Genomic DNA, 18,568 nt, shown 5'->3' on the forward strand with positions numbered 1-18,568 from the left:
GGTGGGCACCCGCCCGCCGCCGGCGACGCCGGGGGCGTCGGTGTGCACGCGCGCGACCACCGCGGTCTCCTCCGACCACACCAGCGCCGCCCGCACGCCGGTGACCTTGTTGGCCGCGATCTGCTCGCCGTTGCCGGACCCGCCGATCACCACACCGAGGCTGTCCTGGCCCTCGGCGCGCTCGCGCGCGACCGCCTCGGCCGCGCGCAGGCAGAAGACGGGGTAGTCGTCGAGGGCGTCGTAGACGAACGGCCCGTGGTCGACGGCCTCGTAGCCGTGCTCGACCAGCCAGGTCTTGAGGTGGTCCTTGAGCTCGAGGCCGGCATGGTCACTGCCGAGGTGCACGCGCATGGCGCCCATCCTCTCAGGGATGGGAGCGCAGGAACGACGCGACCTGATCCATGAGCGGCTCGGCGGCGGGGAACACCTGCGGATGGCGCCAGAAGCCGTGGATCTGGCCGAGGTAGCGGCACGCCACGACCTGGACGCGGTGCTGGGCGAGGATCCGCACCAGGTGCTCGCCCTCGCCGCGCAGCGGGTCGTGCTCGGAGGTCATCACGAAGGTCGGCGGCAGCGTCCAGAGCTGGTCGGAGAGCAGCGGCGCGAACTCGGGGTGGTCGTAGAGCGCGTGGTCGCCCCCGGAGTACTGGTGCCAGTACCAGGCCACCTCCTCGGGACCGAACCCCGCCTGCTCGGTGCGGTGGGAGTCGAAGCGGCAGGAGGGGTCGAGGAAGGGGTAGATCAGCGCGAGCGCCGCGAAGCGGCCCGGGTGCCGCAGCGCCGCCACGACGGCGAGGGTGCCCCCGGCGCTGTCGCCATGGGCGAACATCGGCCCGCCCAGGCCGCGCGCCGGGCCCTCCCGCTCCAGCCAGCGCACGACCGTGTCGACGTCGTCGGGGGCCGCGGGGAAGGGGTGTTCCGGCGCGAGCCGGTAGTCGACGCTGAGCACCGCGCGCCGGCCGCGGTTGGTGAGCCGGCGCACCGAGGCGTCGTGCACCTCGATGTCGTTGAACACGAACCCGCCGCCGTGCAGGTGCACCACCACGCCGTCGTCGATCGGGTCGGAGGGCCGGTAGAGACGGCACAGCACGCCGTCCACGTCGAGGTCCTCGACCTCCGCGACGTCCTCGCGGGGCTGTCCTGCGGCCAGCTCGCGGGCCTGGCGCCGGGCGGCGGCGATGTCGTAGCCGGGGGTGTGGACCGGGGTCTCGAGGGCGGCCTGCTCGATCGCGGCCTGCGATTCGGGGAACAGCACGTCCCGCACGCTAGCGCGTCGCACCCACCACACGACCTAGACTCCGAGCCGCGCCGGAGTGGTGGAATGGCAGACACGCAGGATTTAGGTTCCTGTGCTCCTTGAGCGTGAGGGTTCGACTCCCTCCTCCGGCACCTATCCTTGACCGCCATGAGCAGCCCGTGGGGGGCCCCACCTCCGTCGGACCCGTACGGCGGTCCCACGATGCCCCCGCCCCCGTCGTCCACCAAGCCCCCCGCCGACGGCGGGTTCCCGCCCCCGCCCCCCGCTCCCCCGGGTCCACGCCCGTCCGGACGCGGCCCGGGGCGCTGGCTCCTGGGCGGCCTCCTCGCGCTGGTCATGGTCGCCGCGATCGCCGTGAGCCTGGTGGTCACCGGGCAGGACGACGACCCCACCGCGTCGGGCGGGGCGGGCGACGACACCGCCGGGCAGACCACGCCCACGCCCGAGCCCTCGCCGACCCCCACCGAGCCCGCCCCGGTGCCCCCCGCCGACGCGCTGGTGGGCGCGGGCTACTTCTACGAGCTGCCCGGCATCGGCTGGACCGACATCTCCGACGCCCGTCAGCTGGCCGACGCCCCGACGGTCGACACGATGTCGGCGCTGGGCACGACCTTCCGCAACGCCAGCGCCAACATCCTGGTCGAGGCCTTCACCTCCGGCGGCATCACCGAGCCGGAGGACCTGGAGTCCCAGTGGAAGCGCAACATCGTGGGCGGGACCGACGTGACGCCGCGCGACCTCCCCGACCGCGACATCGACGGCGAGCGCGCCATCGGCATCGCGATCGAGCGCGACAACGACGCAGGGGTGTCGGTGCGTCAGCGCGCGTACCTGGTGCTCCACGACGGCAACCAGTTCTCGATCGCGCTGAGCTACCCCGCCGGCACCGACGACATCGCGCTGGCCGACTTCGAGAAGGCCCTGGACAGCTGGCGCTGGACCAGGTGACCAGCTGACCGGCTGACCGGCACAGCCCGCGCCCGGCCGCTAGGAGCCGAGCACCTCGCCCAGGCGCGGGGCCAGGGCGCGCAGTGCCCGCCCGCGGTGCGACACGGCGTCCTTGTCGGCGGGGGTCAACTCGGCGGTGGTGCGGCCGGGGAACTCCACGGCCTCGAAGAGCGAGTCGTAGCCGAACCCGCCCTCACCGCGCGGCGCCCGCACGACGACGCCGTCCATGCGACCCTCGACCACCAGCTCCCGCCCGCCCGGGGCGACGACGGCGACCGCGCAGGCGAAGTGGGCCGTGCGCCGGGCGTCGGGCACGTCGGCCAGCTGGTGCAGCAGCAGGGTGTTGTTGCGCGCGTCGTCCTTGGGCGGACCCGACCAGCGCGCGGAGAGCACGCCCGGCATGCCGTTGAGGGCGTCGACGCAGAGCCCGGAGTCGTCGGCGATCGTGACCAGACCGGTGGCCGCGGCGCCGGCCCGGGCCTTGAGCAGGGCGTTGCCCTCGAAGGTCGGGGCGTCCTCCACCGGCTCGGGGTAGGCGGGCACGTCGTCGAGACCGACGACCTCCAGGCCGGGCACGTGCTCGGCCAGGATGCGCTGCATCTCCCCGATCTTCTTGGGGTTGCGGGAGGCCAGGTGGATCCGGCCGGTCATCGCGCCAGCGCCTCCTGCTGCAGCCGGGTGAGGTCGGCGCAGCCCTTCTCGGCCAGCCCGAGCAGCGCGTCGAGCTCGGCGCGACTGAAGGCGGCCCCCTCGGCGGTGCCCTGCACCTCCACGAACGCGCCGGCGCCGGTCATCACGACGTTCATGTCGGTCTCGGCGCGCACGTCCTCGACGTAGGGCAGGTCCAGGCGCGGGACGCCGTCGATGATCCCGACCGAGACCGCGGCCACCGAGCCCGTCAGCGCCCGCGACACCCCGAGGGCGGCACAGGCGTCGGCCAGCGCGACGTAGGCGCCGGTGATGGCGGCGGTGCGGGTGCCGCCGTCGGCCTGCAGCACGTCGCAGTCGAGCTGGATGGTGTTCTCCCCCATCGCCTTGACGTCGATCACCGCGCGCAGCGACCGGCCCACCAGGCGGCTGATCTCGTGGGTGCGTCCCCCTACGCGGCCCTTCACCGACTCGCGGTCGGAGCGGGTGTGGGTGGCGGCGGGCAGCATCGCGTACTCGGCGGTGACCCAGCCCAGCCCCGAGCCCTTGCGCCAGCGCGGGACGCCCTCGGAGGCCGAGGCCGCGCACAGCACGCGGGTGCGGCCGAACTCGACCAGCACCGAGCCGGCGGCGTGGTCGAGCCAGTTCCGGGTGATGCGGACCGGGCGCAGCTCGTCGTCGGCGCGGCCGTCCTCGCGCAGGGAGGGAGTGCTCATGCCCGGCAGGCTACTGGCCTGCCGGGCACGGGCGGTGTCCGGGCGGTGCTACTTGACCTCGGCGCGCAGCAGCCGGGTGAGACCGAGCACGAAGGGGATGACCAGCCAGATCGTGCCGGAGACCACCAGCTGCGCCCACTGCTCCCCGGTGGGGCTCATGTCGTCGGCGAACAGCGGGCCCTGGGCGGTGTTGAACTCGATCCAGGGGATCACCGACTTCAGCCCGGAGATGAGCTCGCCGAGCACCGCGGCCACGCCGGGCAGCACCAGGGTGTAGAGGAAGTAACCGACGATCGCGGCCGGGGAGTTGCGCACCAGCATGGCCAGCGCGAACGCCACGAGCACCGAGATCACCGTGCTCAGCACCAGCGAGCGCACGGGTGCCACGCCGAGCGACCAGTCCATGCCGCCGCCGTTGACCGGGCTGAGCAGCACGCCCACCGCGGCCAGCACGACGGCGTAGATCACACCGACGGCGCTGAAGGCGAAGCCGGCGATCAGCTTGGCGACCACGATCCGCGAGCGCCGCGGCTCGAGGGTGAAGGTCGACAGACCGGTGCGCTGGCTCCACTCACTGGTGACCAGGAGCATCACCAGGACCGGGAGGAAGTAGCCCAGGGTGCCGCCGGCGACGCTGAGCAGTGTCTCGTAGGTCTGGCCGGTGTCCTCGAAGAAGAGCCCACCGAGCACGACCGCGAGGGTGACCAGGCCGAGCACGCCGAGGCCGAACCAGAACCCGGCGCGGGTGTCGACGACCTTGCGGGCCTCGACCTCCACCAGCCGGGCGAGCGGGACCGGCGGGACCGCGGAGACGTCGAGGGTGTAGCCGGCGCCGTCGGCGGGGTGGCCGGGGGTGCGGGTGTCGGTGCTCATGCCGTGGCTCCTTCCAGGACACCCTCGCGCTGGGTGTCGGCGGTGAGTTCGAGGAACAGTTCCTCCAGGCCGGCGGCGCCGTCGCGCAGCTCGGTGAGCACCAGGCGGTGCTCGAGTGCCAGCCGGCCGATCTCGACCGGGCTGCAGTCCACCCGCAGCGATCCCGGCGTCTCCGCGGGCACGGCGGTGCGGCCGGCGGCGACGAGCGCCTGCTGGAGCGCGGTGGGGTCGGTGGCCGAGACGATGCTGGCCACGCCGCTGTGCTGGGCCATCAGGGTGGCGCGGTCGCCCTGCGCCACGATCCGACCCCGGCCGATGACGACCATCTCGTCGGCGACGAGCTCGACCTCGTGGAGCAGGTGGCTGGAGAGCAGCACCGTGCCGCCGCGCCGGGCGTAGCCGCGCAGCAGGTCGCGCATCCAGCGGATGCCCGCGGGGTCCAGGCCGTTGGCGGGCTCGTCGAGGATCAGCACCTGCGGGTCGCCGAGCAGGGCGTAGGCGATGCCGAGGCGCTGCTTCATGCCGAGGGAGTAGTGGCGCAGACGGCGCTTGGCCTCGTCGTCGGTGAGCCCGACGGTGGCGAGCATCTCCTCGACCCGCTCGGACGGCAGGCCCATGGTGCGCGCGGCCAGGGTGAGGATCTCCCGGCCGGTGCGGCCCACGTGCTGGGCCCCGGCGTCGAGCAGGACGCCGACGTGGCGGCCGGGGTTGGGCAGGTCGGCGTAACGGTGTCCGCCGATGGTGGCGGTGCCGGCGCTGGGCGGGGTCAGGCCCACCAGGATGCGCATCGTCGTGGTCTTCCCGGCGCCGTTCGGGCCCAGGAAGCCGGTCACGCGGCCGGGCTCGCAGCGGAAGGACACGTCGTCCACCGCCGTGAACCCGCCGTAGGTACGGCTCAGGTGTCGGATCTCGATCATGGCTCCAGCCTCCCCGCCACGGCCCCGCACCGCCACGGACCCAGGTCGGGAATCCGCGGCGACTTTGGTCGGGGGTGTCCGCGACCTCCGACGGGATCCGCCGGGCCGATCGGCCCACTAGCCTCGGGGACCGTGACCCTCGCTCCCCCCGACCCCGCACCCGCCCTGGGCTGGTGGGGCCACCTGTGGCGGTTCACGCTGGCGCTGGCGATCAGTGCCGCGGCCTGGGGGTCGGTGCTGCCGCACGGCCTGGAGGCCGAGCTCGTCGACCTCGGGCTCGGACTGGTCGCGCTGGTGGCCACCGGGTGGCGTCGACGTGCGCCGATGACGGTGCTCACCCTCACCCTGGTCCTCAGCGGGTTCTCGGTGTGGGCGGCCGGCCCGGCCGTGCTGGCCTCGGTCAGCGTCGCGACCCGCCGCCGCACCCGCGAGGTCGTCGCGGTGGCGCTCGGCAACCTCGTCTCCGCGCAGGTGCTGATGATGGTGCGGCCCCCGCGCGACCCCACGCCGACCCTGGTGGGCCTGATCACCAACGTCGTCGCCATCTCGGCGTTCATCGCCTGGGGCCTGTTCGTCGGGTCGCGGCGCGAGCTGCTCGCCACGCTGCGGTGGCGCGCCGAGCGGGCCGAGGCCGACCAGGAGCTGCGCGCCGCGCAGGCCCGGCTCGCCGAGCGCCAACGGATCGCGCGGGAGATGCACGACGTGCTCGCCCACCGCATCACCCAGGTCGCGATGCGCACCGGCGCGATGCGCTTCCGCGAGGACCTCGACGCGGCGGCGCTGCGCGCGGAGGCCGAGGTCGTGGAGCAGGTGGCGCACCTGGCACTGGCCGACCTGCGCGGCGTCCTCGGCGCGCTGCGCGATCCGGCGGGCGACCCCCCGGGCGAGGCCGCCGTGGCGTGGGCGCCGCAGCCCACCGCCGCCGACCTCCCGACGCTGATCACCGAGGCCCGCGCCGACGGCCTGCGCGTCGAGGACCGGATCGAGCTCGACGGGCCCACCGGCGGGCCGCCCGACGCCGTGGGCCGCACCGTCTACCGGATCGTGCAGGAGGGGCTCACCAACGTGCGCAAGCACGCCCCGCGCAGCACGGTCGTCGTGCAGGTGGTGGGGCGCCCCGGCGACGGCGTCGAGGTGGAGGTGCGCAACCCCACCGGGTTCGGCACGACGACCGGCTCGGGCACCCCCGGCGCCGGCCTGGGACTCACCGGCCTCGGTGAGCGGGCCGCCCTCGCCGGCGGCCGCTGCACGGGCGGGCGCGAGGGCCCCGACTTCGTGCTGCGAGGCTGGCTGCCGTGGGAAGCGGGAGGACACGATGACTGAGGCGGTGCGGCTGCTGCTCGTCGACGACGACCCGCTGGTGCGCTCGGCGCTGGTGCTGATGCTCGGCGGTCGCGACGACCTGCAGGTCGTCGGCGAGGCCGGCGACGGCGAGGAGGCCCTGCGACGGGTCGAGGAGCTGCGCCCCGACGTCGTGCTGATGGACATCCGGATGCCGCGGCTGGACGGCGTCGCCGCCACGCGGGCCCTGCACGAGCGGCCCTCTCCGCCGCGGGTGATCGTGCTGACCACCTTCGACGCCGACGACTACGTGCTCGGCGCGCTGGCCGCCGGCGCCGACGGGTTCCTGCTCAAGGACACCTCCCCGCAGGACCTCCTCGACGCCGTGCGGGCCGTGGCCGCCGGCGAGCCGATGCTGTCACCCTCGGTGACCCGCACGCTGCTCACCCGGCTCCGGGCCGCCGACCCGGGCGGCACCGGACCCGAGGCCCCGGACGCCGACGCCCGCACCGCCGAGGCCACGCGACGCCTGGCCCGGCTCACCGAGCGCGAGCACGACGTGGCGGTCGCGGTGGGCGCGGGGCTGACCAACGCCGAGATCGCCGCCGCCCTGCACCTCTCGGTCCCCACCGTGAAGGCCCACGTCTCGCGGCTGTTCGAGAAGCTCGAGGTCACCAACCGGGTGCAGATCGCGATCTGCGTGCACGACGCCGGCCTCACCTGACCGGCCTCACCTGACCGGCCTGACTGACCGGCCTGACTGACCGCTCAGATCTCGTAGACCGCGCCCCGCACCGCGAGCTCGAGCGGACCGGAGAACGTGGTGCGGGCCTCCTCGAGCCGCCCCTGCTCGTCGAACCACGGCGGGATGTGGGTGAGCACGAGCCGCTTCACGCCGGCCTCGGTGGCGGCCTGGCCGGCCTCGGACCCGGTGAGGTGGATGTCGGGCGGGTTCTCGTCGCCGTCGCGGAAGGAGGCCTCGCACAGGAACAGGTCGGCGCCGGCCGCGGCCTGCGGGAGCGCCGGCGTCGTGGCGGTGTCGCCGGAGTAGGCCAGCACCTCGCCCGCCGGGCCGGTGACCCGCAGGGCGTAGGCCTCGACCGGGTGGTTGACCCGGACCGGCAGGACGGTGAAGGGGCCCACGGTGAGGGCCTCGCCGTCCTCGTACTCGACGAAGTCGAACTCCTCGGTCATGCCGGGGTCGATCGGCAGGTCGTAGGCCGTGGCGATGCGGGCCGCCGCGCTGTGGGGGCCGTAGACCGGGATGCGGGGCTGGGCGCCGGTGGGGTGGTACTTGCGCATCACGTAGTAGCCGCACAGGTCCAGGCAGTGGTCGGCGTGGAGGTGGCTGAGGAAGACGGCGTCGATGGTCAGCGCGTCGACGTGGCGCTGCAGCGCCCCGAGCGCCCCGTTGCCGAGGTCGAGCAGGATCCGCCAGGTGCGCTCCTCACCGCCGGTCGCGTCGGGACCGGTGGCCTCGAGCAGGTAGCAGCTGGCCGGCGACTCGGGGCCGGGGTAGGACCCCGAGCACCCGACGATGGTGACCTTCACCCGGCTCCCCCCGGACGCGGGGCGGTGCGGGCGGGGGCGCGGAGCGGTGACGTCGTCGACACAGGGGTCACCGTACGTGTTCGCCCGCGCGGGTGGAACGCCCCTTGACCGACGTCACGTCCCGGGCGTGTCGCGCCCGGGGGTCGACCACGCCGCTCGATCACGCCCAGAGCTGGCCCTCGAGACGGTCCTCGGCCTCGTCGATCGTGCCCTCGTAGGCGCCGGTGGAGAGGTACTTCCAGCCGCCGTCGCACACGATGAACGCGATGTCGGCCTTCTCCCCCGCCTTGACCGCCTTGGCGGCCTGACCGAGGGCGGCGTGCAGGATCGCGCCGGTGGAGACGCCGGCGAAGATGCCCTCCATCTCCAGCAGCTCGCGCACGCGCCGCACGGCGTCGCGGGGGCCGACGGAGAACCGGGAGTCGATGAGGTCGGCGTCGTAGAGCTCGGGCACGAACCCCTCGTCGAGGGTGCGCAGGCCGTACACGAGCTCGCCGTAGCGGGGCTCGGCGGCCACGATCCGCACCTCGGGCTTGGCGCTGCGGAAGAAGCGCGAGACGCCCATGAGCGTGCCGGTGGTGCCCAGACCGGCCACGAAGTGGGTGATGCTGGGCAGGTCGGCCAGCAGCTCGGGGCCGGTGCCGCGCTCGTGGGAGAGCGGGTTGGCGAGGTTGCCGTACTGGTAGAGCATCACCCAGTCGGGGTGCTCGGCGGCGAGCCGCTTGGCCACGCGCACGGCCTCGTTGGAGCCGCCCGCGGCCGGGGAGCCGACGATCTCCGCGCCCCACATCCGCAGCAGCTGGCGCCGCTCCTCGGAGGTGTTCTCCGGCATGACGCACACGATGCGGTAGCCCTTGAGCTTGGCGGCCATGGCCAGCGAGATGCCGGTGTTGCCCGAGGTGGGCTCGAGGATGGTGCAGCCGGGACGCAGCGTGCCGTCCTTCTCGGCCTCCTCGATCATCATCAGCGCCGGCCGGTCCTTGATCGACCCGGTGGGGTTGCGGTCCTCCAGCTTCGCCCACAGCCGGACGTCGGGGCTCGGCGAGAGCCGCGGCAGCCCGATGAGCGGGGTGTTGCCGACGGAGGCGAGCAGGTTGTCGTAGCGCATCGGGGTCCCTTCCTTCAGCGCAGGAAGATGGTCGGGTCGAACTCCTCGAGCGGGATGATCCGCACGCGGGGCAGCTCGGAGTTGAACGCGGCGACGTCGTACTCGAGGTCGAAGTGGGTGATGGCGTCGTCGGCGAGCGCGGTGCTGGTGAACTCGCGGAAGCCCATGACGCCGAGCCGGCGCGGGGCCTCCCCGGTGTCGCCGTGGTTGCGCAGGGCGAGCAGGTGCTCGGCGAAGTCGGCGTCGTGGCTGACCAGGACGACGTCGGCCTCGGGACGCTCGACCAGCGCCGCGAGGGTGCGCTGGATACCGACGTCGACGACCTTCTCGTCGGTGCGCCCGGACAGCGGCACCGGCCGGTACTCCATGGCCAGCAGGGCCTGGACGAAGCTGCTGGGCAGCGAGCCGTTGCTGGCGTTGAGGAAGAACAGGCCGGTGACCGGCTGGTTCCAGCGCTCCTCGATGAACGCGGTGACCCGCTCCCAGCGCGGCCGCTCCTCCGGGTGGGGTCGCCGGCCGAGCACCGAGCCACCGAGGGTGGCGTCGATGTTCTCGCCGTCGACGAGGACGAAGGTGCGGCGGGTCATGCCGGGATCCGGATCGGGGTGGGTCGGGGCTCAGCCGCCGGCGACGGCGGGGAGCACGACGACCTGGTCGCCGTCGGAGAGCGCGGCCTCGAGACCGCCGATGAAGCGCACGTCCTCGTCGTTGACGTAGACGTTGACGAAGCGGCGCAGCTGGCCGTCCTCGATGAGGCGGTCCTTGATGCCGGGGTGGTTGCCCTCGAGGTGGTCGATGAGGGCCGAGAGGGTGCCGCCCTCGGCGTCGACGGCCTTCTCGCCCCCGGTGTAGGTGCGCAGGATGGTCGGGATGCGGACCTCGATGGCCATGGTGGGTGACTCCTCAGCGGCTGATGACTCGGCTGGTGGTTGGGGTGGTGACTCGGGTGTGCGGGGACGGGTGGTGCGGGTCAGACGGGCGGGAGGTCGTCGACCACGACGACCTCCTCCTCGGTGACCTCGCCACCGACGATCCTGTAGGAACGAAACTCCACCGGGCCCGGGTTATTCCCGTGCTCGCGTGTGCTGACCAGCACGTAGTGGGCGTTCGGCTCGCTCGCGAGGCCGATGTCGGTGACGCTCGGGTAGGCCTCGGTCGCGGTGTGGGAGTGGTACACGACGACCGGTTCCTCGTCGTTGGCCCACATCTGCTTGTAGAGCGCGAGCAGCTCGGTGGAGTCGAACTCGTAGAAGGTGGGGCTGCCGGCGGCGTTGACCATCTCGATCAGCCGCTCGGGGCGGTCGCTGCCCTCGGGCCCGGCGACGATGCCGCACGCTTCGTCGGGGTGGTCCCGCTTGGCGTGCGCCACGATGGCGTCGTAGGTGGCACGGGCGATGGTGAGCACCCTGTGAGGGTAGTGGACGGGCCGCCACCCCTCGTCCGGCACGGCCCGCGGTGGTCCCCCGGCCCGACCGGAGCAGGGTCCCAGCAGGGTCCCAGCAGGGGGGTCAGCAGGTGAACGTGGCCTCGACGTCGACCTTCGCCGCGAGGCCGTTGCCGACGGTCGTGCGCACCGTGGCGCCGGAGCCGTCGGGGGCGATGTCGAGGGTGCCGGTGCCGGTGGGCGTGCTGAAGACGGCCTTGCCGGAGTTGATGATCGCGGTGGCGCTGAAGCCCTCGCCGGAGGCGTAGAGGGTGATCACGGGGTCGCCGTCGGCGGGCTCGGCGCTCTGGTAGGTGGCCAGCGGGCCCGCGGACGACGTCGCGACGGTGCCCTCCCCGGTCCACTGCGCCTTGACACCGCCGGTGAGCACGACGGTCGCCCGGCACGGCTCGCCCTGCAGCAGCGGGAGCTCGGTGGCGTCCGTGGCGTCGCCGGTGGTGGCGTCGTCCGCGCTGCTCGCGCCCTCCGCCGGGGCCGACGGGGCCGGGGCCGGGGTGTCCTCCGACCCGCCGCAGCCGGCCAGGAGGAGCACGGGGAGCAGGAGCCCGGGGATCAGGGCAGGGAGCAGGCGGGCCGGCGTCGGGGCCGACCTCGGGGAGCGACGGGGGGTCCGCATGGGGCCGAGTCTGGCAGACGCGCCCCGGGACGCAGTCAGGACATGACGGCGTCGACCAGCGAGCCCTGCAGCACGCTGAGCCACTGGTACACGTCGTAGGCGGGCAGCCGCGGGTCGTCGTCGGGCAGGGCGTCCCAGAGGTCGTCGTCGTCCTGCTCGATGCCCAGGCGGGTGCCGAGGGCGAGCCGCACGTCGTTGAGGGCGCGCAGCCAGACCTGGGCCTGGGCGGGGTCGAGCTCGACGTCGATGACGAGGTCGTCGTCGGTGAGCAGCGGCGGCAGGCCGGCGGCCTCGAGGGTCTCGATGACGTCGGCGGCGGCCCGGGCCTTGGAGTCGCGCAGCGCGGGCTCGGTGTAGCGCCGGAACTCCGCGGCGGCCTCGGGGTCGCTGCGGTGGGCCGAGGGCAACAGCCGGGCCAGGGCCGGGTCGTCGGGCTCCTCGGTGGGGCCGTCGAAGTCCAGCAGCGCCTCCAGCGGATCGCGCTCGGGGGCGGCGGGGTCGTGACCGATCAGCTCGATCACCTGGCGGTGCAGCGAGCGGAGCAGGTCGGCCTCCCACCCGGTCATCGTGGTGATCACGCGTCCGCTGCGGCGGTGGCGCTCGAAGCCGTGCACGTCGTCCCTCCCCTCACTCGTGGCTGCTCCCGACCTCACTCGTCGCGGGCCAGGGTGGCCCACAGTCCGTACTCGTGCATGGCCTGCACGTCGCGCTCCATCGCTTCGCGGGTGCCGCTGCTCACGACCGCCCGGCCCTCCTCGTGCACCTGGTGGGTGAGCTTCTCGGCCAGCTTCCGGTCGTAGCCGAAGTGCTGCTGGAAGACGTAGATGACGTAGGAGAACAGGTTGACCGGGTCGTTCCAGACCAGGGTGACCCAGGGCCGCGAGGTGAGCACGATCGCGTCGGGGTCGAGCGTCGTCTCCAGGCCCTCGTCGACCTCGGGACTGGCGGTGGAAGGCACTGGCTCATGGTGGCACACTCCGCCCATGCCGACCGATGCCCCCGCCCCCGCCGACGACCCGGCCGACAGCCCGGCCGACGAGCTGCCCGAGCTGCTCGTCGACCTCGCCGAGGGCGTGCTGACCCTCACGATGAACCGCCCCGAGGCGATGAACGCGATGAGCGGCGCGATGAGCCTGCGCCTGGCCGAGGAGCTCGAGGGGGCCCGGGGTCGCGACGACGTCCGCGTGGTCGTGCTCACCGGTGCGGGAGGCGCGTTCTCGGCCGGCGCCGACATCGGCGGCGCGGGGGCGCACGAGCGCTTCGACGTGCGCTCGATGGACATCGCGAACCGGATCGTGCGGGCGATCGTGGAGTGCCCGAAGCCCGTGGTCGCCGCGGTGGACGGGATCGCGGCCGGGGTCAGCTGCGGCGCCGCGCTGGCCGCCGACCTCGTGGTGGCCTCCGAGCGCGCCGCCTTCCTGCTGCCGTTCGCGAAGATCGGGTTCATGCCCGACGGCGGCACCACCGCGAGCGTGGCGGCCTCCATCGGCCGGGCCCGGGCGATGCGGATGGCGCTGCTCGCCGAGCCGATGCCGGCCGCCGAGGCCTACGCCCTGGGGCTGGTGAGCCACCTCGCCGACGCCGATTCTTACGAGGCGACGGTCGCCTCGGTGGTGCGCAAGCTGGGCCGCGGCGCCCCGCTGGCCCAGACCGCCACCAAGAAGGCGGTCAACACCGCCACCCTGCCGGGGTGGCACGACGCCCTGGAGCGCGAGCGCACCGGTCAGGTGGTGCTCATGCGCACCGCCGACGTCGCCGAGGGCATGGCGGCCTTCAACGAGCGGCGTCCCCCGGTGTTCCGAGGCGAGTGACGCGCACCGGCTGCGTCAGCCGCACCAGCGCTGCACCAGCGTGGCGACGACGTTCGCGGTGCGGTTGGTCGCGGGGCCGAGCAGCTTCTCGACGTCGGCGTTGGTGAGGCGCCCGGAGAGGTAGTCCTCCCCCAGCAGCAGGTGCACCGCCCGGTCGCGCACCACGGCGTGGTGGGGCCGGTCCGGATCCGGCCCCCACCGCTGCTCGAAGGCGGTCACCGCCTCGGGGGTCGGCGCGTCGGCGAGGAAGGAGACGAACCGCGTGCCCGCGTGGTCGCGGCCCAGGTCCTCGCCGTCCGCGTGCACCCGGCGCAGCTCGGCCGGGGACACCACCATCGTCGGCACCTCGAAGCCGCGATCGGCGAGGTAGGCGGCCTCGAGCCGGGCCCGCACCTCCGCGCGGTCGGCGCCGCCCACCACCCGCACGTTGCCGGTGTTGAGGTACACCGCGACGTCGTCGAACCCGGCGGCCGCGCTGACGCGCTCCACGTCGGCCTTGCCGAACTTCCGGTGCGCGCCGAGGTTGCTCGCGCGCAGGAAGGCGATCCAGGTGGGCGCCGTCACCGGGCACCCCCCGGCTCGCCTGCCGGATCACCGGGCCAGCGGGCGGGCAGGGTGAGCACGGCGTCGGGGCCGGCCACCACCGTCACGACGTCGGGGAGCACCCCGGAGTCGGAGGTGGCGTCGGTGGTGCACAGCACCAGCCGCAGCCGGTGCCCGGGGCGCACCCGGTGGGCGAGGCCGAGCAGGTTCATCGTCACCGGCCGGTCCAGTGCGGCGTCGGGCACCCGCACGGGCGCGATGAGGCGGCGCAGCAGGGTCTGCCGGCCGCCCGGCGCCACGTCGTAGAGCTTGGCGAACAGCACGAGGTCGTCGGGGCGGGTGTGCTGCAGCCGCACGCGCAGCCGCGGCACCCCGACGACGTCGACGGCGCGGCGGGCGGGGGCGGTCGTGAACGCTACGAACTGGCCGGGCACCTCGGTGGGCGGAGCGGCGAGGGAGGGCGAGGAGTCGGGACCGGTGAAGCTGGAGGTCTCCGAGTACGCCGCGGGCAGACCGCCGGCGGGGTGGACCAGCCGCAGTCGGCCCGGGGTCGCCGCCGGCGCGCGGCGGGTGAGCCGGCCGTCGGCGCCGAGGTGCAGGGCGGTGGTGCCGGGCAGCGGGAAGGTGGGCGAGACGCCGTACTGCTCGTCGTCGGGCCCGGACCCGTCGTAGCGCACCCAGTCGCGGTGGTAGGCGAAGACCGGTCCGCGGCCCTCGGCGCGGCCACGCAGCCAGTGGTCCATCCAGCCCAGGGCGCGCAGCGGGAGGTAGCAGCGGTCCATCGCGCGCACCGGGCGCCGCACGCCGTCGTAGGCCTCGCACTCGCCGGGCACGGAGGTGTAGCCGCCGTGGCCGCCGGAGTTCCAGATCATCCCCACCGGCACGCCGCGGCGGCGCAGCGCGGTGAAGGTGGCGACCGCCTCGTTGAGGTTGAACAGGGTGTCGCGCTGACCCTGCACCAGCAGCGTGGGGGCGTCGACGCGGCGCAGGAAGGTGGCGGCCGAGGCGTCCGCGATGAGCCGCCGGTCGGCCGCCGTGGAGTCGCCGGTGAGCAACAGGCGCTGGTACACGCCGCACACCTCGGTGCGGAACCCCGGGCAGGTGAGGGCGGCGGCCACCTCGGCAGGGTCGCCCGAGCCGGTCTTCAGCGCCGGGCAGCCGCCGTTGCCCTGCACCGGCTGGGTCTGGCCCAGGGCGTAGAACAGCGTGGTCCACTGCCGCTTGAACACGCCCTGGGCGGTGCGGGTGTGGTCGAAGCCGGTGCGGTCGCCCGGCACCACCCGGTTGTTCGGGTCCAGGGCGTAGGCCAAGGAGTTCCAGGTGCGCCCCGGGATGGTGGCGCGGATGCGGCGGTCGGCCGCGGCGAGCGGGAGCTGACCCCCGCCGCCGTAGGAGCCGCCGATCGTGCCGACCACCGGGCCGCGCCGGTCGCGCAGGACGTCGCGACGCGGCTCGAGCACGGCGTCCATGACCTGCTGTGCCGCCGGGACGTCGGTATCGGCCGACTGCAGCGCGATGCACCCCCCGCTGGCGCCGAACCCGGCCGAGGAGTAGGTGAGCACCACGTAGCCGTGCGCGGCGAAGAACTGCGCGGTGCTCAGCACCTCGGCGTTGTCCTTGCTGCCCCCGAACCCGTGGGTCATCAGGATCGCCGGCTGCGGGCGCCGCGCGCTGGCGTTGTCGGGCACGTAGAGCCGGGTGTCGATCGTGTAGCGCAGGTCGCGTCCCGGCCCGACCACCACTGGGACCTGCCGCACGCTCTCGCGCCACCGGTGCGTGCCGCGCACCACCCGGACGTGGTCGGAGGCCTGATCCGGCGTCGGCGCCGGCGCGGGACGCACCGCCGCCGGCTCCCCACGCACGACGCCGGCGGCCGGACCCGGCACGCCGAGCAGCGGCGCGGCCAGCGCGAGGAGTGCGAGCAGGAGCAGCAGGGAGCGGGGACGCACGGGCACCCGCCGACGGTACTCCCCGCGGTGGTGGCGGTTGCTGCATCGCCGGCGACCACGGGAGACCGGTGGGGCGGGGGTCAGCTGAAGATCATGCAGCTGGAGGTGGCGTGGGCGACCAGGCGGCCCTGGGCGTCGTGCAGCTGGGCCTGGGCCAGCGCCGTGCGGCGGCCGCGCTGCAGCACCGAGCCGGTGGCGCGGAGCAGACCGGAGTCGACGGTCACCGGCTTGAGGAACTTCACGGTGAGGTCGAGGGAGGTGTAGCCCTCCCCCGGCGCGAGGGTGGAGTGCACCGAGCAGGCGGCGGCGGTGTCGAGCAGGGTCGAGATCACGCCGCCGTGCACCGTGCCGAGCGGGTTGTAGTGCCGCGGCTCGGGCACCAGCTCGACCCAGATCGAGCCCTCCTCGCCGCCGAAGCCGCTCATGCCGATGGTCTCGGAGATGGGGGCGGGCGGGAACTCCCCGCGGGCCATCGCCATCAGCAGCTCGTAGCCGCTCAGGCTCAGCGGGTCGAGGCTGTCGGACGACGGGGGCTGGGTCTGCGTCATGGACCCAGCGTCCCGGATGCACTCTGGGTCTGTCAACGAGACCCAGCATCTCCTAGGCTGTGGTCGTGAGCACATCCCCCGCACCCCCGGCGCTGGCCTACTCCACGGCCAACTGCCAGGTCGCCCGCGCGATGGCCGTGCTCGGAGAACGCGCGACCCTGGTGGTGCTGCGCGAGGTGTTCAACGGCGTGCGGCGCTTCGACGACATGCAGCGCCACAGCGGCGTGTCCCGGCAGGTGCTGAGCAACCGGTTGGCGCTGCTCGTGGAGCACGACATCCTGCAGCGCGAGCCCTACCGCAGCGACGGCGGCCGCGTACGGCACGAGTACCGCCTGACCCCCAAGGGACTCGACCTCTACCCCGTGCTGGCGGCCGTCGCCGACTGGGGCGCGCGCTACTACGCCGGCCCCGAGGGGCCGCCGGTCGAGCTCGCCCACCGCGACTGCGGCGGCGTGGTGCACACCCGGCTGGAGTGCGAGCACGGCCACCTGCTCGAGCAGCGGGAGGTCGCCCCGCGCCCCGGCCCGGGCGCCCGGCCCTTCGAGGAGGGGGCGCTCAGCCCGAGCGCTTGACCGCCCAGTCGCGGATCCGCTCGATCCGGGCGTGCAGCTGCTCGGCGTTGGCCACCGCGGCGGCCGGCCCGCCGCACTCCTTGCGCAGCGCCGCATGGGTGATGCCGTGCGCCTGGCCGGTGCGGTGGTGCCAGGCGGCCACGAGACCGTTGAGCTCGCGCCGCAGCACCGCCAGCTGCTCGTGGGTGGTCACCGAGGTCAGCGCCTCGGCCGCCTGCTGCTGCGCCCGCTCGCGCGCGTCGGCCTGGGCCCGCTTCTCCGAGGCCGCCTGCGCCCGCGCGCTGTCGCTCTGGCGCTGGCGCAGCAGGGTGCGCATCTGGTCGGCGTCGAGCAGGCCCGGGATGCCGAGGAAGTCCATCTCCTCGGTGGAGCCGTAGGCGTCGCCGTCGAAGAGGGCGTGGTCGAACTGCGCCTGCGAGCCCAGCGCCTCGAAGGGCACCAGCTCCTGCTCCTCCGACGCCCGCTCGCCGGCCTGGGCCTGCGCGAGCAGGTCCTCCTCGGGGGCGAACAGGTCGCCGTCGTCGCTCTGACGCCGGCCCAGCACGTGGTCGCGGGCGACCTCGAGCTCGGCGGCGTGGCCGAGCAGGTGCGGCACCGAGGGCAGGAAGATCGAAGCGGTCTCACCGCGGGTGCGCGCCCGCACGAACCGGCCCACCGCCTGGGCGAAGAACAGCGGGGTCGAGGTCGTGGTGGCGTAGACGCCCACCGCGAGCCGCGGCACGTCGACGCCCTCGGAGACCATCCGCACCGCCACCATCCAGCGCGAGTCGCTCGCGGCGAAGGTCGAGATCTTCTTGCTCGCCGCCTTCTCGTCCGAGAGCACCACGGTGGGCGACTCCCCCGAGATCGCCTTGAGGGTGCGGGCGTAGGCGCGGGCGTCGTCCTGGTCGGTGGCGATCACCAGCCCCCCGGCGTCGGGCACGTGGCGTCGCACCTCGGTCAGGCGCTTGTCGGCCGCCTCCAGCACCGTCGGGATCCACGACCCGGCGGGGTCGAGAGCGGTGCGCAGCGCCTGGTTGGTGAGGTCCTTGGTGAGCGGCTCGCCCAGCCGGGCCGCGACCTCGTCGCCGGCCCGGGTGCGCCAGCTCATCTCGCCCGAGTAGGCCAGGAACAGCACCGGGCGCACGACGTGGTCGGCCAGCGCCTCGCCGTAGCCGTAGGTGTAGTCGGCCACCGAGCGCGGGACGCCGTCGTCACCGGGGGCGTAGGTGACGAACGGGATGGGGTTGATGTCGGAGCGGAACGGCGTGCCGGTGAGGCACAGCCGCCGCGCCGCCGGCTCGAAGGCCTCGCGCACGCCCTCGCCCCAGCTCAGGGCGTCGCCGGCGTGGTGCACCTCGTCGAGGATCACCAGGGTCTTGAAGCGCTCGGTGCGGATGCGCAGCGCGAGCGGGTTGACCGCCACCCCGGCGTAGGTGACCGCGACGCCGAGGAAGTCGCTGCTGATTCGGCCCTTGCCGGCCGAGTAGGTGGGGTCGATCGGGATGCCGGCCTTGGCCGCCGCCTCGGCCCACTGCATCTTCAGGTGCTCGGTGGGCGCGACGACGATGACGCGATCGACGACACGGCGCCCGATGAGCTCGGAGGCCACCGAGAGCGCGAACGTCGTCTTGCCCGCCCCGGGAGTGGCCACGGCGAGGAAGTCGCGCGGGCTGCGCTCGAGGTAGTCGCGCATCGCCGCGGCCTGCCACGCCCGCAGCGACGACGCCGTGCCCCACGCCGCGCGCGAGGGCCAGGCCGGGCTGAGCGCCGGGTTGAGGTGGGCGGTGGCGTCGGCGCGGTCGG

23 protein-coding genes and 1 tRNA gene are annotated in these 18,568 nt (G+C 74.1%); 6 read left to right on the top strand and 18 right to left on the bottom strand.

Annotated elements, in window-relative coordinates; translation table 11 throughout:
* Together ACERUJ_RS18840 and ACERUJ_RS18845 are read right to left on the bottom strand one after the other, a co-directional pair.
* The coding region (locus ACERUJ_RS18840; RefSeq protein ID WP_370250477.1) for an RpiB/LacA/LacB family sugar-phosphate isomerase at positions 1 to 351 on the bottom strand (351 nt) is incomplete at its 3' end.
* 13 nt (positions 352 to 364) lie between these two features.
* Entirely contained in the window at positions 365 to 1,255 is an 891-nt protein-coding gene (locus ACERUJ_RS18845) for an alpha/beta hydrolase (protein WP_370250478.1), read from the bottom strand.
* A 52-nt stretch (positions 1,256 to 1,307) separates the two neighbouring features.
* Here ACERUJ_RS18845 and ACERUJ_RS18850 point away from each other — a divergent pair.
* Both ACERUJ_RS18850 and ACERUJ_RS18855 read left to right on the top strand, forming a co-directional pair.
* Positions 1,308 to 1,389, top strand: a tRNA-Leu gene (locus ACERUJ_RS18850).
* A gap of 16 nt (positions 1,390 to 1,405) precedes the next feature.
* Positions 1,406 to 2,206: a hypothetical protein gene (locus ACERUJ_RS18855; protein WP_370250480.1), complete on the top strand. Its 801-nt coding sequence runs from the start codon at positions 1,406 to 1,408 to the stop codon at positions 2,204 to 2,206.
* 39 nt (positions 2,207 to 2,245) lie between these two features.
* On the opposite strand, the gene rdgB is transcribed toward ACERUJ_RS18855, so the two are convergent.
* From rdgB to ACERUJ_RS18875, 4 genes are read right to left on the bottom strand one after another with little or no spacing between them, the layout of a single operon-like run.
* Entirely contained in the window at positions 2,246 to 2,857 is a 612-nt protein-coding gene (gene rdgB / locus ACERUJ_RS18860) for an RdgB/HAM1 family non-canonical purine NTP pyrophosphatase (RefSeq protein WP_370250481.1), read from the bottom strand.
* Complete coding sequence (gene rph / locus ACERUJ_RS18865) at positions 2,854 to 3,570, bottom strand: ribonuclease PH (protein WP_370250482.1); 717 nt, start codon at positions 3,568 to 3,570, stop codon at positions 2,854 to 2,856. The genes rdgB and rph overlap by 4 nt, the downstream gene beginning before the upstream one ends.
* A gap of 48 nt (positions 3,571 to 3,618) precedes the next feature.
* Positions 3,619 to 4,443, bottom strand: a complete 825-nt coding sequence (locus ACERUJ_RS18870; RefSeq protein WP_370250483.1) for an ABC transporter permease — start codon at positions 4,441 to 4,443, stop codon at positions 3,619 to 3,621.
* Positions 4,440 to 5,360: an ABC transporter ATP-binding protein gene (locus tag ACERUJ_RS18875; RefSeq protein WP_370250484.1), complete on the bottom strand. Its 921-nt coding sequence runs from the start codon at positions 5,358 to 5,360 to the stop codon at positions 4,440 to 4,442. Before ACERUJ_RS18875 ends, ACERUJ_RS18870 begins: the two co-directional genes overlap by 4 nt.
* 132 nt (positions 5,361 to 5,492) lie before the next feature.
* On the opposite strand from ACERUJ_RS18875, the gene ACERUJ_RS18880 reads away from it, so the two are divergent.
* Together ACERUJ_RS18880 and ACERUJ_RS18885 are read left to right on the top strand one after the other, a co-directional pair.
* A complete protein-coding gene (locus tag ACERUJ_RS18880) occupies positions 5,493 to 6,683 on the top strand; it encodes a sensor histidine kinase (protein ID WP_370250485.1) in 1,191 nt (396 codons plus the stop codon).
* Positions 6,676 to 7,365 carry a response regulator gene (locus tag ACERUJ_RS18885; RefSeq protein ID WP_370250486.1) on the top strand — a complete coding sequence of 230 codons (690 nt, stop codon included), beginning with the start codon at positions 6,676 to 6,678 and terminating at the stop codon, positions 7,363 to 7,365. Before ACERUJ_RS18880 ends, ACERUJ_RS18885 begins: the two co-directional genes overlap by 8 nt.
* A gap of 44 nt (positions 7,366 to 7,409) precedes the next feature.
* On the opposite strand, the gene ACERUJ_RS18890 is transcribed toward ACERUJ_RS18885, so the two are convergent.
* The 8 genes from ACERUJ_RS18890 to clpS all read right to left on the bottom strand — a co-directional run bounded on the left by ACERUJ_RS18890 (position 7,410) and on the right by clpS (position 12,345).
* Positions 7,410 to 8,192, bottom strand: a complete 783-nt coding sequence (locus ACERUJ_RS18890) for an MBL fold metallo-hydrolase (RefSeq protein WP_370250487.1) — start codon at positions 8,190 to 8,192, stop codon at positions 7,410 to 7,412.
* Between the two features lie 160 nt (positions 8,193 to 8,352).
* A complete protein-coding gene (locus tag ACERUJ_RS18895; RefSeq protein WP_370250489.1) occupies positions 8,353 to 9,300 on the bottom strand; it encodes a PLP-dependent cysteine synthase family protein in 948 nt (315 codons plus the stop codon).
* 14 nt (positions 9,301 to 9,314) lie between these two features.
* On the bottom strand, positions 9,315 to 9,887 hold the full coding sequence (locus ACERUJ_RS18900; RefSeq protein ID WP_370250490.1) for an NYN domain-containing protein: 573 nt from the start codon (positions 9,885 to 9,887) through the stop codon (positions 9,315 to 9,317).
* 30 nt (positions 9,888 to 9,917) lie between these two features.
* Positions 9,918 to 10,190, bottom strand: a complete 273-nt coding sequence (locus ACERUJ_RS18905; protein WP_370250491.1) for a MoaD family protein — start codon at positions 10,188 to 10,190, stop codon at positions 9,918 to 9,920.
* A gap of 80 nt (positions 10,191 to 10,270) precedes the next feature.
* Complete coding sequence (locus ACERUJ_RS18910) at positions 10,271 to 10,705, bottom strand: Mov34/MPN/PAD-1 family protein (protein WP_370250492.1); 435 nt, start codon at positions 10,703 to 10,705, stop codon at positions 10,271 to 10,273.
* Positions 10,706 to 10,808: 103 nt separating this feature from the next.
* Complete coding sequence (locus tag ACERUJ_RS18915) at positions 10,809 to 11,360, bottom strand: hypothetical protein (RefSeq protein WP_370250494.1); 552 nt, start codon at positions 11,358 to 11,360, stop codon at positions 10,809 to 10,811.
* Positions 11,361 to 11,395: 35 nt separating this feature from the next.
* Positions 11,396 to 11,974 carry a DUF2017 domain-containing protein gene (locus ACERUJ_RS18920; protein ID WP_370250495.1) on the bottom strand — a complete coding sequence of 193 codons (579 nt, stop codon included), beginning with the start codon at positions 11,972 to 11,974 and terminating at the stop codon, positions 11,396 to 11,398.
* Between the two features lie 35 nt (positions 11,975 to 12,009).
* Positions 12,010 to 12,345 carry an ATP-dependent Clp protease adapter ClpS gene (gene clpS / locus ACERUJ_RS18925; RefSeq protein ID WP_370250496.1) on the bottom strand — a complete coding sequence of 112 codons (336 nt, stop codon included), beginning with the start codon at positions 12,343 to 12,345 and terminating at the stop codon, positions 12,010 to 12,012.
* On the opposite strand from clpS, the gene ACERUJ_RS18930 reads away from it, so the two are divergent.
* Positions 12,344 to 13,171 carry an enoyl-CoA hydratase-related protein gene (locus ACERUJ_RS18930; protein WP_370250497.1) on the top strand — a complete coding sequence of 276 codons (828 nt, stop codon included), beginning with the start codon at positions 12,344 to 12,346 and terminating at the stop codon, positions 13,169 to 13,171. The genes clpS and ACERUJ_RS18930 overlap by 2 nt on opposite strands.
* Positions 13,172 to 13,186: 15 nt before the next feature.
* Here ACERUJ_RS18930 and ACERUJ_RS18935 read toward each other — a convergent pair whose 3' ends face one another.
* The 3 genes from ACERUJ_RS18935 to ACERUJ_RS18945 all read right to left on the bottom strand — a co-directional run bounded on the left by ACERUJ_RS18935 (position 13,187) and on the right by ACERUJ_RS18945 (position 16,211).
* Positions 13,187 to 13,735, bottom strand: a complete 549-nt coding sequence (locus ACERUJ_RS18935) for a DUF1697 domain-containing protein (protein ID WP_370250499.1) — start codon at positions 13,733 to 13,735, stop codon at positions 13,187 to 13,189.
* Positions 13,732 to 15,669, bottom strand: coding sequence for a CocE/NonD family hydrolase (locus ACERUJ_RS18940; RefSeq protein WP_370250500.1), 1,938 nt, complete (start codon positions 15,667 to 15,669; stop codon positions 13,732 to 13,734). Before ACERUJ_RS18940 ends, ACERUJ_RS18935 begins: the two co-directional genes overlap by 4 nt.
* Before the next feature lie 74 nt (positions 15,670 to 15,743).
* Positions 15,744 to 16,211 (bottom strand): PaaI family thioesterase, encoded by a 468-nt coding sequence (locus tag ACERUJ_RS18945; protein ID WP_370250501.1) that lies wholly within the window; start codon positions 16,209 to 16,211, stop codon positions 15,744 to 15,746.
* Between the two features lie 65 nt (positions 16,212 to 16,276).
* Between ACERUJ_RS18945 and ACERUJ_RS18950 the strand changes: the two genes are divergently transcribed.
* Entirely contained in the window at positions 16,277 to 16,783 is a 507-nt protein-coding gene (locus ACERUJ_RS18950; protein WP_370250502.1) for a winged helix-turn-helix transcriptional regulator, read from the top strand.
* Here the strand turns inward: ACERUJ_RS18950 and ACERUJ_RS18955 are convergent.
* A complete protein-coding gene (locus tag ACERUJ_RS18955; protein ID WP_370250581.1) occupies positions 16,767 to 18,458 on the bottom strand; it encodes a DEAD/DEAH box helicase in 1,692 nt (563 codons plus the stop codon). The two genes, ACERUJ_RS18950 and ACERUJ_RS18955, sit on opposite strands and share 17 nt — an antisense overlap.
* Positions 18,459 to 18,568: the final 110 nt, after the last annotated feature.

This window comes from Nocardioides sp. (assembly GCF_964228225.1).
In the GTDB taxonomy this organism is placed as follows: domain Bacteria; phylum Actinomycetota; class Actinomycetes; order Propionibacteriales; family Nocardioidaceae; genus Nocardioides.

Bases quoted from the DNA above. Each gene is read 5' to 3' on its own strand.
- ACERUJ_RS18855 (WP_370250480.1), top strand. From the start codon at position 1,406: ATGAGCAGCCCGTGGGGGGCCCCACCTCCGTCGGACCCGTACGGCGGT.
- rdgB (WP_370250481.1), bottom strand. From the start codon at position 2,857: ATGACCGGCCGGATCCACCTGGCCTCCCGCAACCCCAAGAAGATCGGG.
- rph (WP_370250482.1), bottom strand. From the start codon at position 3,570: ATGAGCACTCCCTCCCTGCGCGAGGACGGCCGCGCCGACGACGAGCTG.
- ACERUJ_RS18870 (WP_370250483.1), bottom strand. From the start codon at position 4,443: ATGAGCACCGACACCCGCACCCCCGGCCACCCCGCCGACGGCGCCGGC.
- ACERUJ_RS18875 (WP_370250484.1), bottom strand. From the start codon at position 5,360: ATGATCGAGATCCGACACCTGAGCCGTACCTACGGCGGGTTCACGGCG.
- ACERUJ_RS18885 (WP_370250486.1), top strand. From the start codon at position 6,676: ATGACTGAGGCGGTGCGGCTGCTGCTCGTCGACGACGACCCGCTGGTG.
- ACERUJ_RS18895 (WP_370250489.1), bottom strand. From the start codon at position 9,300: ATGCGCTACGACAACCTGCTCGCCTCCGTCGGCAACACCCCGCTCATC.
- ACERUJ_RS18900 (WP_370250490.1), bottom strand. From the start codon at position 9,887: ATGACCCGCCGCACCTTCGTCCTCGTCGACGGCGAGAACATCGACGCC.
- ACERUJ_RS18905 (WP_370250491.1), bottom strand. From the start codon at position 10,190: ATGGCCATCGAGGTCCGCATCCCGACCATCCTGCGCACCTACACCGGG.
- ACERUJ_RS18915 (WP_370250494.1), bottom strand. From the start codon at position 11,360: ATGCGGACCCCCCGTCGCTCCCCGAGGTCGGCCCCGACGCCGGCCCGC.
- ACERUJ_RS18930 (WP_370250497.1), top strand. From the start codon at position 12,344: ATGCCGACCGATGCCCCCGCCCCCGCCGACGACCCGGCCGACAGCCCG.
- clpS (WP_370250496.1), bottom strand. From the start codon at position 12,345: ATGGGCGGAGTGTGCCACCATGAGCCAGTGCCTTCCACCGCCAGTCCC.
- ACERUJ_RS18945 (WP_370250501.1), bottom strand. From the start codon at position 16,211: ATGACGCAGACCCAGCCCCCGTCGTCCGACAGCCTCGACCCGCTGAGC.
- ACERUJ_RS18955 (WP_370250581.1), bottom strand. From the start codon at position 18,458: ATGCGCGACTACCTCGAGCGCAGCCCGCGCGACTTCCTCGCCGTGGCC.